This is a genomic window from Segatella sp. (genome assembly GCF_977051555.1).
In genome coordinates, this window is record NZ_CDRSSE010000040.1 from 1 (window position 1) to 19542 (window position 19542).

The 19542-nt window shown below is 47.0% G+C and carries 10 protein-coding genes; 7 read left to right on the forward strand and 3 right to left on the reverse strand.

Translation table 11 applies throughout. The annotated features are described in order from the left end of the window. Positions 1 to 434 precede the first annotated feature (434 nt). On the reverse strand, positions 435 to 1334 hold the full coding sequence (locus ACWJAO_RS09845) for a diaminopimelate dehydrogenase (protein WP_006849374.1): 900 nt from the start codon (positions 1332 to 1334) through the stop codon (positions 435 to 437). 460 nt (positions 1335 to 1794) lie between these two features. On the opposite strand from ACWJAO_RS09845, the gene ruvA reads away from it, so the two are divergent. Both ruvA and sov read left to right on the forward strand, forming a co-directional pair. Continuing rightward, positions 1795 to 2409: a Holliday junction branch migration protein RuvA gene (gene ruvA / locus ACWJAO_RS09850; protein WP_287819334.1), complete on the forward strand. Its 615-nt coding sequence runs from the start codon at positions 1795 to 1797 to the stop codon at positions 2407 to 2409. Positions 2410 to 2427: 18 nt separating this feature from the next. Then, positions 2428 to 9966 (forward strand): T9SS outer membrane translocon Sov/SprA, encoded by a 7539-nt coding sequence (gene sov / locus ACWJAO_RS09855; protein ID WP_449140127.1) that lies wholly within the window; start codon positions 2428 to 2430, stop codon positions 9964 to 9966. 123 nt (positions 9967 to 10089) lie between these two features. Here sov and nadB read toward each other — a convergent pair whose 3' ends face one another. Beyond that, positions 10090 to 11679 carry an L-aspartate oxidase gene (gene nadB, locus ACWJAO_RS09860; protein WP_287862420.1) on the reverse strand — a complete coding sequence of 530 codons (1590 nt, stop codon included), beginning with the start codon at positions 11677 to 11679 and terminating at the stop codon, positions 10090 to 10092. A 233-nt stretch (positions 11680 to 11912) separates the two neighbouring features. Between nadB and ACWJAO_RS09865 the strand changes: the two genes are divergently transcribed. Genes ACWJAO_RS09865 through mutY form a run of 4 tightly spaced genes read left to right on the forward strand, consistent with a single transcriptional unit; the run spans position 11913 to position 15997 of the window. Next, the gene (locus tag ACWJAO_RS09865) at positions 11913 to 12317 is read left to right on the forward strand and encodes a hypothetical protein (RefSeq protein WP_144151110.1); all 405 of its coding nucleotides are present in this window, start codon (positions 11913 to 11915) and stop codon (positions 12315 to 12317) included. Positions 12318 to 12347: 30 nt separating this feature from the next. Next, on the forward strand, positions 12348 to 13628 hold the full coding sequence (gene dacB / locus ACWJAO_RS09870) for a D-alanyl-D-alanine carboxypeptidase/D-alanyl-D-alanine endopeptidase (protein ID WP_264901277.1): 1281 nt from the start codon (positions 12348 to 12350) through the stop codon (positions 13626 to 13628). Positions 13629 to 13681: 53 nt separating this feature from the next. Continuing rightward, on the forward strand, positions 13682 to 14935 hold the full coding sequence (locus tag ACWJAO_RS09875; protein WP_144151106.1) for a mechanosensitive ion channel family protein: 1254 nt from the start codon (positions 13682 to 13684) through the stop codon (positions 14933 to 14935). A gap of 21 nt (positions 14936 to 14956) precedes the next feature. After that, positions 14957 to 15997 carry an A/G-specific adenine glycosylase gene (gene mutY, locus ACWJAO_RS09880; RefSeq protein WP_449140128.1) on the forward strand — a complete coding sequence of 347 codons (1041 nt, stop codon included), beginning with the start codon at positions 14957 to 14959 and terminating at the stop codon, positions 15995 to 15997. A 52-nt stretch (positions 15998 to 16049) separates the two neighbouring features. On the opposite strand, the gene ACWJAO_RS09885 is transcribed toward mutY, so the two are convergent. Then, positions 16050 to 17618: an endonuclease gene (locus tag ACWJAO_RS09885; RefSeq protein WP_449140129.1), complete on the reverse strand. Its 1569-nt coding sequence runs from the start codon at positions 17616 to 17618 to the stop codon at positions 16050 to 16052. Positions 17619 to 18241: 623 nt separating this feature from the next. On the opposite strand from ACWJAO_RS09885, the gene ACWJAO_RS09890 reads away from it, so the two are divergent. Continuing rightward, a complete protein-coding gene (locus ACWJAO_RS09890; protein WP_449140130.1) occupies positions 18242 to 19522 on the forward strand; it encodes a hypothetical protein in 1281 nt (426 codons plus the stop codon). The last annotated feature ends 20 nt before the right edge of the window (positions 19523 to 19542 follow it).

Genomic DNA, 19542 nt, shown 5'->3' on the forward strand with positions numbered 1-19542 from the left:
AATACCCCATTGGAAAAATATAGAGACTTACTTCCAGACCGATGGAAAAAGCAGTAACAGCACTTATTTAATCAGCTGTTACTGCTTTTTTTGAATTATGCAAGGTATAAACGCGGAGCCGCTTACTCCAAATCGTGAGGGATGCGTGATGGATAAAGCCCCCTTTTGAAATATCCGTCACTCGTGTTATTTGTTGTTTATCAGCAACTTATATAGCTTTCTCTCGAAAATCGTGATGGATGATAGATGATTTTGAAAAACTTGTACGCCTTTTCTTAAAGATAATCGCAGATAGGTGTAAATAAGAGAAGAAAAGGCTCGCAAGATTTCTGTTTGACAGAATCTTGCGAGCCGTTATTGTTTGCTAAACTATGAATCTGAACCTGTAAAACTAATCATAAAGTTCAATGTTCAAACCTCAAAGTTCAATGTCTTTATACGAGTGTTGCAACGATTTCCTCACGGGTTCCTGGCAACATGTCGATGACTGGAATCTCTGGCATGGTGTAGCAACCTGGCTGCAGACGGAATGAAGCACGAGCCACGTTAACCAATACCTGAGCGGTGAGGGCTGGGTTGTTGATGCTCATATTGAACTCGAAACGCTGGTTCTGGGTTTTGCCAGATACACCCTTGCGAACGAGGTTCACACCATGACCCATATCCTTTACATCATCTACTGATGCTACGGCGAATACGTGGGTCTCATCATGAGCGAAGTATGGATCTGCCTTGATTTCGGCTGTTACATCCTCAAGCTTGGCACCTTCTTCCAACTCTACGTATACCATACGGCGGTGGATACCCTCACCCAATGGGATGGTTACAGAGAGCGCTTCCTTTACGCCCTTCTTGCCACGAACACAAACAGAGTGACCCATACTCATACCAGGACCGAAGTTGGTATATGTCAAACCCTTAGGAGCCAGACTTTCCATCAGAACACGTACGATAGAATCAGAACCTGGATCCCAGCCGGCAGAGATAACGCTTACCTTGCCAGCCTTCTTGCAGTTCTCCATCTGCTTGGTACGGTAGTCGAGGATGCTGGTGTGGATATCGAAGCTGTCTACGGTGTTGATGCCGAGGGCAACGATCTTCTCTGCATACTCAGGGCAAGAGCGGGTAGGGGTTGCGAGGATTGCAACATCTACATCCTTCAACTTAGTGATGTCATCTACTACTTCATAGTTTGCCAACTCAGCTGGTTTGTCCTTGGCACCCTGGCGACGTACAATACCTGCAATCTCAAAGTCAGGAGCTGCTTCGAGTGCTTCAACAGTAAACTTACCGATGTTGCCGTATCCTACTACGGCTGCTCTAAATTTCTTCATTGTCTTATTTCTTTTATTTTGTTGTTTTAATTTCTTTTATTTGTTGCGGTTTAGTCATCCAACGGATATATTTTCCGCTTTTTATTCTATTTCCGGTTGCAAAAGTATAGCTTTTTCTTGAAATACGTGACGTTTTAATAGAATTTTAACTCATAAAAGTTGCAAAAAGTAGTAAAATCATAGTTTTTGGGTATGAATAAGCGGAGATTTATAAGGTATCTGTAGCAAGAGCCTTACAGTTTCGTTATTTTGTAGCGAAACATCATACATCCTCTTTCCGATACCTCCCGATGTGCTTAGAATTACGTCCCGACGTAGCTTTTGCTGCGTCCCGACGTCTCTGGCTCTGCGTCGGGACGTATTACATGCTACGTCGGGACGTAATTTTATGGATGTCTATTACAATAATCCCGCCCTTCGTACGTTATATAATATATTATTTAATTAGGAGAAAAAGAAAATGATAGAATATATTCATGGCGATCTGACAGAGCTGACACCTGCGCTGGCTGTTGTTGAGACTGCGGGGGTGGGCTACGGACTCAATATATCGCTCAATACATATACTGCCATTCAGGGCAAACAGGAAGTGAAACTCTATGTTCACGAAGTGCTGGTGGCTGGTGGAAGAGATGACTCTTTCACCCTTTTCGGCTTTGCTACCAAACAGGAACGTGAACTCTATCGCCTCCTCATCACCGTTTCAGGAGTAGGCGGAAATACAGCCCGTATGATTCTCTCTTCACTCTCGCCACGCGAACTCTGTGAAATCATCTCTACAGGTAACGACAAGGTGCTGAAAACCGTGAAGGGTATCGGACTGAAGACAGCACAGCGAATCATCATCGACCTGAAAGATAAAATCGTGAGCCTCGGCATCGCTGACGAACTGCCAGCCAGCGGAGGCAATGTGGTGATGGTAAACAATGACGTAAAGGATGAGGCGGTAAGCGCCCTCACCATGCTCGGCTTCTCGCCGGCACCATCTGCCAAGGTAGTAGTAGATATCCTCAAGACACAGCCTGATCTCCCCGTAGAACAGGTTGTGAAACTGGCATTGAAGCAAATCAAATAAGTTAGGAGTTTTTTGTCGATGAAACAGAAGCAAAGATTCATATCTTTTCTATTGGCTTGGCTGATGGTGGCAACCTTCGGCTATGCGATAGCTTTGCCTCAACTTCAGGACGATAAAAAGAAAACCCATACCAGCACAGCACAGCCCGTGCAGCTCGATGAAGATACCATTCCCGATTCGCTGCTGCATACCCGCTGGCAGATTCAGCGCACCCAACCTTACTCCCTGAGCGACCTCTATCAGAGTCCGCTCGACCTGAAACGTCCTGATAATCTGCAATATCAGGTAGTCTACAACGATACCCTCGACCGCTATATCATCGGCAACCGCATAGGCTCAACCTGGCTTTCGGCTCCTATCATGCTCACTCCGAAAGAGTATCTTGCATGGACCGAACAGCAGCAGCGCAACAGCTACTTCCGCAAGCAAAACGATGAAATCTTTCAGGCAAAAGGCAAGGAGAAGTTCGATTTCTCAGATATGCACTTCGACTTGGGACCTGCCGAGAAAATCTTCGGTCCTGGTGGCATCAGAGTGAAGACACAGGGTTCTGCCGAACTCAAGTTCGGTATCAACAAGAAAAACATCGACAATCCTTCGTTGCCTATCCGCAACCGAAAGACGACGATGATGGATTTTGATGAGAAAATTAATCTCAACGTCAACGGAAAGGTGGGCGATAAGGTGAACATGAACCTGAATTACAACACCGATGCCACCTTCGATTTCGATGCACAGAACATGAAACTGAAGTACGACGGCAAGGAAGATGAAATCATCAAACTCGTTGAGGCGGGCAACGTCTCCTTCCCTTCCAACTCTTCGCTCATCAAAGGCGCCAGCAGTCTGTTTGGTGTTAGAACCGATATGCAGTTTGGCAAACTCAAGCTGCAGATGGTAGCTTCGCAGAAGAAGAGTGCATCGAAGAGCGTATCTACCAGGGGCGGTGTGCAGCTTACCCCTTTCGAACTGAATGTGGCCGATTATGAGGAGAACCGCCACTTCTTCCTCTCCCAGTATTTCAGAAATCATTATGATGCCTGGATGCAGAAACTTCCTAATCTCACCACGGGCATCACCATCAACCGCGTGGAGGTGTGGGTTACCAACAAAACCGGCAATACCACCAATACCCGAAACATCTTAGCCCTGACCGACCTGGGCGAGAACCAGAAACTGAGCAACCCGATGTGGACGGCGAGCGGACAGGTGCCTTCTAACCAGGCGAATACAGAGTATGCGGCGATGACAGGGCAATATGCTGCTGCCCGTGACATCGACCAGGCAGCAACCACTCTCGATGGAGGCGGACTGGTTGGCGGAGCCGATTATGAGAAACTGGAGAGTGCCCGTTTGCTCAATTCTTCAGAGTATACGGTCAATACTGCATTGGGTTATATCTCATTGAAAACCAGTCTGCAGACCGATCAGGTACTTGCCGTAGCCTATGAGTATACATCGGGAGGCGTTACCTATCAGGTGGGCGAGTTTGCATCCGATCTCAGCGATACCAAGCAGGCACTCTTCGTGAAATCGCTCAAGAATACCAGTAACAATCCGCGACAGGGCAACTGGGGGCTGATGATGAAGAACGTTTATTATCTGGCTTCTACCGTAGAGAAGGAGAAGTTCCGCCTGGATGTGAAATACCAGAGCGATACCACCGGCGTATATCTCAGTTATATCCCTGAGCAGCAGGTGAAGGAGCAGCCAATCATCCGTGTGCTGGGCGCCGACCGTCTGGATAACAACAACAAGGCACACAGCAATGGATATTTCGATTATGTAGAAGGCTATACCATCTCTAATGGACGCGTGTTCATTCCGAAGGTAGAGCCTTTCGGCAGTTATATGCGTGATTATCTGGTCAAGCGGGGCGTGGCTGCCGACAAGGCAGAAAAGTATGCCTTTACCGAACTCTATGACAGTACGAAGACCGTAGCCAAGCAGATAGCCGAAAAGAACAAGTATCAGATTGTGGGACAGTTCAAGGGCTCTGCAGCCAATGTCATCTCGCTTGATGCCTACAATGTGCCACAGGGCTCGGTGGTCGTTACGGCAGGCGGTATCACCCTGAAAGAGGGCACCGACTATTCGGTAGATTACAGTGCCGGTGAGGTGACCATCCTGAACCAGAGCATCATCGATGCCGGTACGGCTGTCAACGTTTCTCTGGAGAGTAATACCGATTTCGGACAAACCCGAAAAACGATGTTCGGACTGAACTGGGAGTATGATTTTACCAAGAACTTCCAGTTGAGCGGTACTATCCAGCACCTCTCCGAACAGGCGCTTACCACCAAGGTATCCATGGGCTCCGAACCGCTGAAGAACACCCTTTGGGGCATCAATCTCAACTGGCGCAAGGAGAGTCAGTGGCTCACCAATGTGCTTGACAAGATACCATTCCTGCACCTCACCCAGCCATCGCAGATATCCTTTACAGGAGAATTTGCCCAGCTCATTGCCGGTGAGGCAGGCGGCACACAGGACAATGCATCTTATATCGATGACTTCGAGGGTACGAAGACTACCATCGATGTAACGACTCCTACCTCCTGGTTTATATCCAGTGTGCCTTCGCTCAATTTCAAGGACGATTACAGCGATAAGACCGGTCTGAGCAGCGGTTTCCACCGTTCGCGCCTAGCCTGGTATACCATCGATCCGCTGTTCACCCGCCGTGGAAGTTCGCTCACTCCGGGACATATCAAGGGCGACCTCAAGCAGTTGAGTAACCATTATGTTCGCGAGGTCTATACCAAGGAGCTCTTCCCATTGCGCGACCAGAGCAGTTATCAGGGCGCTACCAATACCCTGAATGTACTCAATCTGGCTTACTATCCAAGTGAGCCGGGACCATACAACTTCAATGTAACAGATTTGCAGGCAGACGGAACCCTGCAGAATCCGCAGCGCAACTGGGGCGGAATGATGCGTAAGCTGGATACCAACGATTTCGAGCAGGCAAACATCGAATACATCGAGTTCTGGATGCTCGATCCGTTCATCTATTCCCGCGAAGAGGCTGATGCTGCCGATTATGGTGGCGATTTCTACATCAATCTGGGCGATGTGAGCGAGGATATCCTGCGTGATGGCAAGAAATTCTATGAGAGTGGCATGCCGGTAGATGGCAGCAAGAGCTACACCTATACCCAGTGGGGTAAGATTCCTACCCAGAGCACCGTGACCTATGCCTTTGCTACCACCAGTGGCAGCAGAGCCTTGCAGGATGTGGGTTTCAACGGACTGACTGATGCCGAGGAGCAGGAATTCTACAAGAGTGCTTATCTCGACCAGATTCAGGGCAAGGTGAACCAGGCGGTATTCGACAGCATCTTTGCCGATCCGGCACGTGATGACTACCACTATTTCCGCGGTTCCGACTGGGATGAGATGCGCGCTCCTATCTTGCAGCGATATAAGTATATCAACAATCCTCAGGGCAACTCGCCTGACAGCGACAGCCGTTCTGAGAGCTATGATACTTCTTATAAGTCAACGCCGGATGTCGAGGATATCAACCAGGATTATACCCTCAACGAATATGAGAAATACTTCCAGTACCGTGTCAGCATCCGTCCGGAAGATCTCGTGGTGGGTAACAATCATATTGTAGATAAGCGTGAATACAGCCAGACCTGGCGTGATAATACCAAGTCTACCGTTACCTGGTATCAGTTCCGCATACCTATCGATGAGTTTGAGAGCCGGCAGGGCAACATCAACGATTTCTCCAGCATCCGTTTCATGCGTATGTTCCTCACCGGTTTCAAGAAACCTATCGTGCTGCGTTTTGGTACCTTCGACCTCGTGATGGGCAAGTGGCGTACTTATGATCAGCCGCTTAGTGCAGCCAGTGGCGGAACCATCGACGCAAGCAGCGTGAGTCTGGAAGAGAACGGCGAGAAGACACCGGTCAACTATGTCTTGCCTCCGGGTATCAAGCGCGAACAGGATCCTAGTCAGCCTCAGTTGGTTGAGGCGAACGAGCAGGCGTTGAGTCTGGTGGTCAAGAATATGAGCACAGGCGAGGCGAAGGCGGTTTATAAGAATTCTACCCTTGATCTGCGCCAGTACAAGCGCATCCAGATGTTTGCCCATGCCAATGCCCTGGAGCAGAATACCACCCGTCTGCAGGATGGTGATCTCTCAGTCTTCATCCGTCTGGGTAGCGATTACAAGAATAATTACTACGAGTATGAAATCCCGCTGAAACTCACCGAGCCACGCTCCAACTACAATCGCTATGTGCTAGCCGACTGTAAGGCGGTATGGCCTGAGGAGAATATGCTCGATGTGCCGCTGAGTGTCTTTACGGCATTGAAGAAAAACCGCAACAAGGCGAAGGCACAGGGTGTGGCTTCTTATCTCGCTCCTTATTCCATGATGGATGCAGAACATCCGCAGAACAAGATTACCATCGTGGGTAATCCGAGTCTCGGCGAAGTGAAGACCATGATGCTGGGTGTGAGAAACAATTCTGCCGACATCAAGAGCGGTGAGGTATGGATAAACGAACTCCGACTCAAGGAACATAATAATTCGGGCGGTTGGGCTGCCAATGCCAACCTCAACGTACAACTCTCCGATTTGGGTAGCGTGAATGCCACCGGCAGATACATCAGCGAGGGATTCGGCGGTCTGGAAGATGGCGTGGCAAGTCGCACCACCGATAATTATGGTACCTACAGTGTGACCACATCGCTCGAAATGGGTAAGTTCTTCCCTGACAAGGCGAAGGTGAGCATACCTTTATATTATAGTGTTACCAAGGAGAAGACCACTCCTAAGTATAATCCGCTGGATACTGATATGGAATTGAAGGATGCCCTCGATGCTGCCGGATCCAAGCATGAGCGCGATTCTATCGAGAATATCGCTGCCACCAAGATTACGCAGACCAACTTCTCCATCTCGAATGCCCGGGTGGGTATCGCTACCAAGCGTCATCCGATGCCATACGATCCAGCCAACTTCTCATTCACCTACAGTCATCAGCATCAGTATACTACGGGTGAAACGACGATGTATGAGCGCAAGGACAACTGGCGCGGAGCCCTGGATTATTCGTGGAGCCCGGTTTATAAGGCTTGGGAACCATTCAAGGGACTGAAGAACAAGAGTAAGTGGCTCGACATTCTGAAACGTTTCGGACTGAACTGGCTGCCGCAGAACATAGCCTTCAATACCGAGATGACGCGCGATTACTACGAGTTGCAGGAGCGCGATATGGAAACCCTGATGAGTGGAGCTGCCGGAGTAGACTCCAAGTTGCCGCTCACCTTCAGTGAGCAGTTCCTCTGGAACCGTGAGTTCTCCATCAACTGGAATCTGACCAAGAACCTGCACATGAACTTCCAGAGTGCTACCCATGCACAGATAGAGGAACCTTATACACCGGTCAACAAGGATCTTTATGCCGACCAGTATCATGCTTGGAAGGATTCCGTATGGACCAGCATCCGCCACTGGGGTGCACCGCTTGACTACAGTCAGAATTTCCAGGCATCCTACAAGGTGCCTCTCAATCTGCTGCCTGTCTTCGACTGGGTGAACAGCGATGCCTCTTACAATGCCAACTATTCTTGGGAGCGCGGTACAGAGGATGAGGAGGGTAACTCGTATGGAAACACCATCAATACCCAGTGCGAACTGACATTGAACGGAAACTTCAACCTGGTGAAACTCTACAACCATGTGCCTTTCCTGAAGAAGGTAAACGATAAGTTTGACCGTACCCAGAGTAGGGCACAGATGCAGCGCAAGAAGCAGGAAAAAAAGAAAAAGAAGCAGGAAGCAAAGGAACAGGCGGCTGATCCTAAGAAGGCGTTGCCTAAGAACAAGCGTGCCTTCGAACGGGAAATCACCCTCCTGCCTGATACCACATTCAAGATACGCCACGGCAAGAATACCAAGCGACTGATTGTGAATGCCAAGACGGAAGACGGCAAAGTGTTCCCGCTTAAATATAAAAAGGTGGATAATAACCAGATCAGAATCATCTCAAAGGTAGATACTGCCATGAAGGTGAAACTCTCCGTACTGGCTAAGGAACCGCTTGATGATAAGAAATGGTATAAGGGATTGCAGTTGGCTAGTCGCCTGGCAATGATGGTGCGCAATGTGAGCATCAACTATCGCAGCAGCTATCAGCTCACCCTGCCGGGCTTCTTGCCTAGTGTGGGTGATGCCTTCGGACAGAAGAAGGTGGGACAGATGGCACCGGGTCTTGACTTCGCCTTCGGTATGGTTGGCGACGATTATATCGAGAAGGCTAGAAACAACGACTGGCTGCTCTGCAACGACAGTATCGCAACACCAGCCACTACCAGCAGAACGGATAATCTTACGTTGCGTGCCACCCTGGAGCCTGTCAAGGATTTCAAGATTGATCTCTCTGCCACACGCACCAAGACCACGCAGAAGAGCATACAGTATATGTATGAAGGAACGCCAACTACCCAGAGTGGAGCCTTCCAGATGACTACCATCTCGCTGGGTTCGGCTTTCGAGGGAATGGGCAATGCCAATTCGGGGTATCGCAGCAAGACCTTCGAGAAGTTTGTCAACTCGCTGGCTGGTTTCAGAGATAGGGTAGAGGCGCAGTATGCAGGTACCGTTTATCCGACTGGTTCGGCTCTGGCTGGCGGCAAGTTTGATGCTTCCCGCACGCCGGTCAACCAGTATAGCAGCGATGTCATGATTCCTGCCTTCCTCAAGGCTTATACCTCGATGGGTGGCAATTCGCTCTCGGTATTCCCGGCATTGAGTCGGATGTTGCCAAACTGGACTATCCGTTACAGTGGACTGGGACGTCTGCCTTGGTTCAACGAGCACTTCAAGAGTGTCAACATCAACCACTCTTACAAAAGCGTCTTTGCGGTTGGCAGCTACAACAGTTACAGCACCTTCCAGGAGTATATGAACGGTCTCGGCTTCGTGAGTGATGTCACTACGGGCAATCCATCTCCAAGCAGCATGTTCAACATTTCGCAGGTAAGTATCAACGAGTCGTTCTCGCCATTATTGGGTATGGATGTCACATTCAACAATAATATGACGGTGAAGGCAGAATATCGCCAGACCCGTGTATTGAACCTCAGTATGACGAGTGTGCAGCTGAACGAGGCATTGAGTAAGGACTGGGTAATCGGTATGGGTTACCGCATCAACAACTTCGATGTTTTCGGTTGGGGCACCAAGGTCTCCCGTTCCAAGTCGAAGGGCGGCAATAAGAATGCTGCCAATAAGAATGCGTCGACCACCAAGACAGTTCAGAATGGTACCAACCATGATCTGAATCTGCGTCTTGACTTCAGTTTCCGCAAGCAGGCAGCCATCGTTCGTGATATTGCCTCAATGGTAAGCAGTGCCAGTAGCGGCAACAATGCTCTGAAACTGAGTTTCTCTGCCGATTATACCTTCAGCAAACTCCTTACCATGAGTTTCTATTATGACCGTCAGACTAACACACCGCTCCTGTCGAGCAGCAGTTATCCTACCACCACACAGGATTTCGGCCTGAGCATCAAGTTCTCGCTGACGAGATAAAAAGAAAATTCACTAGAACCAATAGGTAGGAAGTAAATTCTCTAATTCTCAAATTCTTGAAAATTAAAAAAGCTCGGATGCATCACAAGCATCCGAGCTTTTTAATATTCTGATAATTCTTGATTACTCCTTGTCGTAAGCATGAACAGGGTAGTCGATGGTATAGTGGAGACCACGGCTCTCCTTGCGTTCTATCGCCATGCGGGTGATGAGATAACCCACGTTAATCATGTTGCGGAGCTCGCAGAGTTCCTTGCTTACCTTTACACGCTTGAAGAGGTTTTCTGTCTCTTCGTAGAGAAGATCGAGGCGGTCCCATGCTCGCTTCAGACGGAGATCGCTGCGCACGATGCCTACATAGTTGCTCATGCATTCGCCCACCTCTTTCACGCTCTGTGTAATCAGCACCTTCTCTTCGTTGGTCAAAGTACCTTCATCATTCCATTCTGGTACCTTCTCGTTGAAGTCGTATTCATCTACATGTTCAATACTGTGCTTGGCAGCAGTCTCGGCATAAACCACAGCCTCGATGAGCGAGTTGCTGGCAAGACGGTTACCGCCATGCAGACCGGTGCATGAACACTCGCCGAGAGCATAGAGACGGTTGATGCTTGAACAGCCGTTCAAATCTACCTTGATACCGCCACACATATAGTGAGCGGCAGGACGAACAGGGATATAATCCTTAGTAATATCGATGCCGATGCTCAGACACTTGGCGTAGATATTAGGGAAGTGACGCTTGGTCTCCTCTGGATTCTTATGGGTTACATCGAGACAGACATGATCCAATCCGTGAATCTTCATCTCCTTATCGATGGCACGAGCCACGATGTCACGAGGAGCCAGACTCAATCGCTTATCATATTTCTCCATGAAACTTTCGCCGTTAGGCAGACGCAAGATGCCGCCATAACCACGCATAGCCTCGGTGATGAGGAAGGCAGGATGGGTTTCGCCCGGATGATAAAGAGCGGTTGGGTGGAACTGGACAAACTCCATGTCGGCTACAGTTCCCTTGGCACGGTATACCATCGCCTCACCATCGCCAGTGGCAATCACAGGGTTGGTGGTAGTTTGATAAACAGCACCGCATCCACCGGTACACATCACGGTAACCTTACTCAGATAGGTATCCACCTTCTGGGTATCAGGATTCAATACGTATGCACCGTAACAGTTGATATAAGGAGTGCGGCGGGTAACACGGGCACCGAGATGGTGCTGAGTGATAATCTCTACTGCAAAATGATTTTCCTTGATATCGATATCTGGACAGTTGCGCACAGCCTCCATCAGACCGCGCTGGATTTCTGCACCCGTATCATCTGCATGATGAAGGATGCGGAACTCGCTGTGACCGCCCTCACGGTGGAGGTCGAACTTGCCGTCCTGCTGCTTATCGAAGTTGACGCCCCACTGCACGAGCTCTTTGATCTGCTCCGGTGCCATGGTGACAACCTGCTTCACAGCTTTATAATCGCTGATATAATCACCAGCAATCATTGTATCCTGTATGTGCTTGTCGAAGTTATCCACTTCCAAGTTGGTAACTGACGCCACACCACCTTGTGCGAATGACGTGTTAGCCTCGTCGAGCGAGGTTTTGCAAATCATACACACCTTACCTTTATGCGCTCTGGATACTTTCAGGGCGTAACTCATACCGGCAACTCCTGAGCCGATAATTAGAAAATCATACTTATAAACCATTGAGTTTATTCTTATCTAATTTCAATATTAAGAACAGGTGTTTTTATCTATAAAACAGCCCCATTCTCTCAGAATTAATTCTTAATTCGTTGCAAAAGTAATAATTAATCTTTAAAATGAGTAATAAGAGAGGGATTTTTTGTAATTTTGCAGCGAAATTTAAGGTTATATAGTCTTTTAGACTATCAAAAGGTCGTAAAAACGACAATAATATAAGGTAATAAATCAAAGTTATGGCAGATAGAACTTTTCATAAGCGTTTTACGCTGACGGCACGTATCGGTGTGGCGGTGTTCGCAATCCTGGCTCTCTACTTCTTCTGGGTCAAGCTGGCTATCATCGGCATCTTTGTGGCTATCATCATCGTGGGCATGATAGAGCGCATACTGAATACAACCTATACCTTCAAGATGGTAAAACCGATAGACCTGGATGAGGAGATGGAATATCTCATCATCAATGAGGGCAGGTTCTCTTCCAACAGAAATGTGCCGCTATGTGATGTCATTGATGTACAGATCGCCAAGACTTTCTTCGGATTAGACCATTGTGTGGTTATCGAATACGGACATAATAATATTGTGACCGTTCAGCCGGATAATGAAGAGGCATTTATGGAGAGAATCAAAAATAAATAATTTCTTTTAAGTTCAGGTGAACTGATTGTGATGAAAAAGATAATATATATGATGTTGGGTCTGATGATGGTATGGATCTCTGTACCGGTGCAGGCCCAGAATGTGATTGAAGATGAGGGAATAGAAACGGTTGATGAGGAGGATATTTCCGACTCTACACTCGTTGACTCACTGGCTGCGGATACGCTGGCGCAGAATTTGCCTTGGCCAGAATCGGTGAAGGTGGGTATTGATAAACTCCTTGAAAGCAAGATGTTCGAAACATCACAGGTAGGACTGATGGTCTGGGACCTGTCTGCTGACTCTTGTATCTTTCAGAGAAATGAACGACAGCTGATGCGTCCGGCAAGTACGATGAAGCTCCTGACTGCCATTACGGCGCTCGATAAGTTGGGCGGTTCTTACCAGTTTAAAACCACTCTGAAATATACCGGTACCATTGAGAATGGAGTATTGACAGGTGATGTCTATTGTATAGGCGGTATGGATCCCCGTTTCAACAGCGATGATATGTCGGCATTTGTCAATAGTCTGAAGGATATGGGTGTTGACACCATCCGTGGCAGCATCTATGCCGACCGCTCTTTGAAGGATGCCGACCTGTTGGGTGAAGGCTGGTGCTGGGATGATGACAATCCGGTGCTTTCGCCACTGGTATTCCAGCGCAAGGACATCTTTATGGATAAGTTTCTTGCCAAGCTCCGTGAGGAGGGCATCGAATATTCCTGCTTTGGGGCTTCAGAGAAGACTTGCCCTGCGAGTGCCTTTACTGTCTGTACCCGATTCCATACGATGGATCAGATTCTGCACAAGATGATGAAGGAGAGTGATAATCTCTATGCCGAGAGCATGTATTATCAGATTGCGGCTTCTACGGGCAATAAATGGGCAAGTGCCAAGAGTGCCCGGAATGTGGAAAGACAGCTTATCCGCAAGATAGGACTCGATCCGGCAAGATATAAACTGGCTGACGGCTCGGGACTTTCGCTCTATAATTATCTCAGTGCCGAACTGGAGGTGAAACTGCTGCGTTATGCTTATCTCAACGGCAATATCATGGACCATCTGAAGCATTCGCTGCCTATCGGTGGAGTTGACGGTACGTTGAAAAAGCGTATGAAGAACAGTTTTGTGCATGGCAATGTGAAAGCAAAGACGGGTACGCTGACGGGTATCATCTCATTGGCGGGTTACTGTACCGCAGCCAATGGTCATGAACTCTGTTTCGCCATCATCAACAATGGTATCATGCATGGCAATAATGCCAGACACTTTGCAGATAAAGTATGTACTTTGCTCTGCCAACCGTGAGCGTTAGTTGATAGTTTATAGTTGATAGTTTATAGTTGATAGTTAATAGTTTTATGGAGGAAATTCGTAAGTTTGTAGATGAAATGATAACATGGGCAGGAGTCACTGGTGATTTTGTGCCCATGCTGCGCCATATCTTGCTCACCATTACAGCCATTCTCTTGGCGATGCTGAGCGATTTTCTTTGTCGCAAGATACTGGTTCCGCTCATCAGTAAGATTACTGATAAGACGGACATCACTTGGGATGATGTGCTGCTGAACAAGAAGGTGCTCACCTCGGCTTGCCATATTGTGCCGGCTGTGGTGATATGGTCGCTCATGCCGCTGATTTATCTGGAGTATCCGATATTCAAGGAGATATTGGAGCGGGCTACGGGCATCTATATCGTGGTGATGTCGGTGCGTACGGCTCTGGTCTTCATCGGGTCTTTCAAAGGATTGGAGGATTCTCAGGAACGACGCTCGTCGGCTCAGCAGTATTTCCATACTTTCTGCGGTGTTCTCAGGGTATTGATGCTCTTCGTGGCTGGCGTGGTGGTGGTTGCCATCCTGTTGGGCAAGAACCCGATGACCCTCTTTGCCGGTTTGGGTGCTACCTCGGCAGTCCTGATGCTGGTCTTTAAGGATACCATCACGGGATTGGCGGCTGGTGTGCGTCTTACCAGCAATGATATGTTGCATAAGGGCGACTGGATTACGGTGAAGTCGGTGGATGCCAATGGTATCGTTGAGGATATGTCACTCACGACCGTGAAGGTGCGCAACTTTGATAACACCATCGTTACCATTTCGCCTATTACCCTGGTGAATGGTTCGTTCCAGAACTGGATTGGTATGCAGAAGAGTGGTGGACGAAGAGTGAAGCGCGTGGTTTACTTCGATTTCCGTAGTGTCCGTCTGGTGGATGAGACATTAAAACGTAATCTGCTTGCCAAGCATTTCGCCACCGAAGATTCGTTTAAACTGAAGGAGTCGTTGCAGAAGGCGATAGATAAAGATATACAAGAAGGGAAGGATATTGAGGATTTAAAGAATCCTGCAGCCCTTGCCCCTACCAATCTCCAGCTTTACCGTAAATTCATGGAGAAGTATCTGCGCCAGCGTCCAGAGGTCAATACCGATCTCACATTGATGGTGCGCCACATGGAAGCCACGCAATGCGGTCTTCCTATCGAGTTCTATTTCTTCATCAAGGATAAGGTATGGGTGAATTATGAGCACATTCTCGCCGATATCATGGAGCATGCCTATGCCTTGGCGAATGAATTCGGTCTGAAGATTTATGAGCAATATCCGGAACAGTAATTACTTTGAACATTGAACTTTATGAATAGTTTTTCGGCTGTCATTATCCGTTGGTTTCGTGAGTATGGTAGGGATTTGCCTTGGCGCGAAACCAAGGATCCTTATGCCATCTGGCTGAGCGAAATCATCCTTCAGCAAACCCGCATCGCACAGGGATGGGAATATTGGGAGCGGTTCATGAAGAACTATCCCAAGGTTGAAGACTTGGCTGCTGCCAGCGAGGATGATGTCTTGAAACTCTGGCAGGGATTGGGGTATTACTCGCGAGCCCGCAACCTTCATGCTGCTGCCAGACAGATAGTAGAGCTCGGTCATTTCCCTGATACGCTTGAAGGTATCAAAGCCCTGAAAGGGGTGGGCGATTATACTGCAGCAGCCATCGGTTCTTTTGCCTTTGATATTCCGGCGGCAGTAGTAGATGGCAATGTGTACCGGGTTCTTTCACGTTACTTCGGAATAGATACTCCTATCAACTCAACGCAGGGGAAAAAGGAGTTTGCTGCGTTGGCTCAATCACTCTTGCCTGCTTCGTCTGCTCTGCAACTTTCTGATACAGCATTATCGCCTGTTGCTGCCTATAACCAGGGTATGATGGATTTCGGAGCTATCCAGTGCACTCCCCAATCTCCAAAATGTCTTGTCTGTCCGCTTGCCGAAACCTGTGAGGCGTTGAGGACTGGAAGGGTAGAGGAGTTGCCGGTGAAGAACAAGACACTGAAGGTGAAAACGCGCCATCTCTCCTATATATATATAAGGTGTAAAGGCGAAGTGGCTATCCACCGTCGCGGCGAGGGTGATATCTGGCAAGGATTGTGGGAACCATATAACGCATCAGATGCTCCGCAACTGCCTGCCTTTGTCCATAATCCTTTTCTCCTGGCTAAGGATGTGAAGCATGTACTTACCCATCGCGTCCTCCTTGCCGACTTCTATCTGCAGGAAACAGAAACCCGCCCCCTGCTCCCTGATGATTATATCTGGGTGAAAGAGGACGAGGTAGAACAGTATGGTGTTCCAAGGTTGATAGAAATCATGTTGGAAATGGTTCAAGCTAAATCATAAAGAAAAAGCCCATCTTGCATCAGGCGATGCAAGATGGGCTTTATGAATTCTGCTATTTCACGATTTTCTTAGCATTCTTACCTTGTTTGATGATTAAGATTCCCTTATAGCCGTTGCTGAGGCTGGTCTTCTTGCCATCAATGGTGTATACCTGATAAGGCTGACTGAAGTCGATATCGGTAGAAGTTGATATCTGTGTCTGGTTGATGCCTGTTCCCACAGGTTTGGTTCCCTTGACCGACATCTTCTTGATTTCCCATGTGCAGCAGATGGTTTCATCGCTGGTGTAACGGAAACGGAGTTGCAACTTACTTCCGCAATATTGTGACAGGTCGAGATTATAATCATTAAACTCCCACGAATCTTTTTGTGGTACCACGAAATCATCGAGCAATGATGTCTCAGTTTCGCCGGTTTCCGGATTGGTAACCAATGCTTCTATCGACAGATATTCGTGTCCCTTACCTTTGGCGAAGTTGACAGCCTGGTTGATTGTCAGTGTTGCATTCTTATATTCCGTAAGGTCTATCTCCGGTGTTGAGAGGAGGGCATCTGCGGCATGGTTCTTCTTGTTGCTTGTTGTATAGGCTGAGGCCTTCCAACCATATTGTGAAGTCTGCATCCATATATTCTTGTAGCCACTTTCATTTCTGTTGATCGTTTCCGTGCAGCCACCTTTACTCTTGGTAAAGTCTTCGTTCATCAGTGTTTCTACCGCAGGCTTTTCTGGATTAGGGGTTGGGTCTATGGTTCCACCACCTTCTCCACCGGTTCCGCCCTTGTACTCTGTTGCCTTTAGGGTCTTGGCAGGATCGAAAGCATAGTCAATACTGTCGCCCCATACATATTCCATCAGGTTAGGGAAATCGATGTATGGGTTGCGGTTGCCTTGAATCTTGAATACCTCTTCATTACGCTGGATTTCCAATTTATCAGGCATGTCGCCTTTAGCCCATTGTATATATAAGGTGTAAGCCCACTTCTGCAGTGTTGGGTAGTTGCCCTTCTGCAGAATCTGCAGGGCTTGGGTTCCGGTCCAGTTGAAGTGCTGGTAGGTGGTAGCCATATACATGTAGCCACGGGCAAAGTCGCCCTTCCACATATCAGCAGGCTCCCAATACATTTTTCCGTCGCTGCCTTTTCCCACTTTGGTCCAACCATTACCTTTATCGCCACTTTCCACCTTTCCCATAGGGAAGTTACTCTTGGTAGAATTGATTTTAGCTTTGCATGGCATCAGGTTGTAGAGATCTTTATATGCCTGGTTGCTTGCTCCTCCCCACCAGCTTTTAGGGAAAGAGTGTTCTATGTTCATGGCTGCTCCAGATGTACCTTGAGAGGTTGCTTTCTCCCATTCGTTCTGGGCAGAGTATCGGTCGATATAGTATCCGTTTTCATCCCGGTCTGTATCCCAGAATCCCCACCATGTTTTTCCTTTACCGCTTCCATAGTCATACACTTTTGCTGTTTTGATGATTTCGTGTATCGCGTTTTTCAGTTCGGCTCCCTTTTTACCTTTCAGAGAGTCGTAGTAACCATCAGGTATTTGTGCCAGAGATGGTATAGCTGGCAGGGCTGCTGCAATCATGGCAAGTGCCCATTGTAGTAATTTTCTTCTCATAATTATAATATTTTGATTAGCGCTGCAAAATTAAGACTTAAAATCTACAAAACCAAGCATTTCCTAAAGAAAATATGTACAAAACGATTAAAAAGATGTTTCAAAAAGGTTTTTACCATCAAATAAACTTGCATCGTATTGAATAATTGCTTAATTTTGCACCAGAATTTAATGTAAAACACTAAATAAAAACAATTTAAAAGTTAAGATTATGAATAAATTATTACGCTATTTATTGCTTATTTGTGTAGTTGTGCTCTGTGGGGGGGGCGAGCTATGGACAAACAAAGGAAACTTATACGTTTTCTCAGTTTACTACTAGTGATAAAGTTACCCTGACAGGTACACATTGCACCATTACATTAACGAAAGGAAAGAATAATTCACCTGCATGGAATGCTAAAAGTAGTGAGGCACGTGTATATGCTGGTGGTAGTCTTATTGTTGATTCTAAAAAACTTATTACCAAAGTTGTATATACTTTTATCAGTAACAAAGGTACTTTTGGTTCTGTAACTCCTAATGGTTATAATCAAACAACCAAAACATGGGAATCTTCTACTGGAAGCAATCAGATCACATTTACCATTGGTGGAACTTCAGGAAACTATGGATTTAAAAAGTTGGAAATCACTTATATTAATGATGGCTCAAGTAAGACATCAACAACATTGTCTTTTGGTGAAGGTCTCAATGGCAAAACTTACAACTGTACTGTAGGTGATGCCTTTGCTGCTCCTACTGCAACTTTAACTCCAGCAGTAGAAGGTGCAAAGATCACTTATTCAAGCGATAAACCTGAAGTAGCTACGGTAGATGCATCAACTGGTGCTGTTACTTTGCGTACAACAGAGGGTACTGCTGTTATAACTGCAAGTTATGCTGGTAATGATAAATATGAAGCATCTACAGTATCATATACCATCAACTTGACTAAGCCGTTCGAGGTTGAAGATGGTGTGTTTGACTTTACTGAATCTTGTGATTATGGCTCAGGTTTAACTCCAACAAACGATAATAATGCAGAAAATGCGACTTCTTCTAAGTGGATTGCCAAGAACGTTTCTTTTGAAACAAGTGGGGGAAAGGGCGTTAGATGGTGGATTAATGACTCTGTGAATGAACTGCGTGTTTATGGTAACACAAAGTTTAAAATCTCTGTTCCTGAGGGTAATTTTATAACTCTCATCCATATAGATGGTGTTAACAGTGGATTTAGTGTCGATAGTGGAACATTTAAGGGTGGTAAATGGTCTGGTTGTTCACAGACAGTAGTATTTACAAATGGAAATACTAGAAAGGATATCAAGAAGATTACCGTAAAATACATTGCCAAAGAGTCAGTAACTCCAACAACCAACGGTTACGCAACATTCGCTTGCTCTTATCCTGTAAATTATAGCGAGAACAGATTGAAGGCTTATACCATTAAGGTGGATGAGGATAATCAGAAGGTAGCTTATACTGAGTTTACAGGTGTTGTACCTGAAGGTATGGCAGTACTTGTAAGTGGTACTGAGGGACAGAAGTATGAATTGGCTCCTGCTACAGAGAAGGCTGATGCTACATTCGCAACTGATTTGACGGTATCTGATGGTACAGTTAAGTCTGATGGTACTAACTTCTATGGTTTCACAACCAAAGATGGTGTATCTGGTTTCGTACGTGTCGCAAAGGATGTAGCTGTTCCTCAGGGTAAGGGCTACTTGCAGCTTACTGGTAATACAGCTGCTGCTCCTGTTTTCTACTCAATCAATATCGGTGGTGGTACCACAGGTATCGGACAGGTTGAAGTAGAAAAGGGTACTGAGAACGGCGCTATCTACAACCTCGCTGGTCAGCGCGTTGACGCTAGCTACAAGGGCGTAGTAATCAAGAACGGAAAGAAATATGTAAATAAGTAAATCAACCCTTTAAAACAATT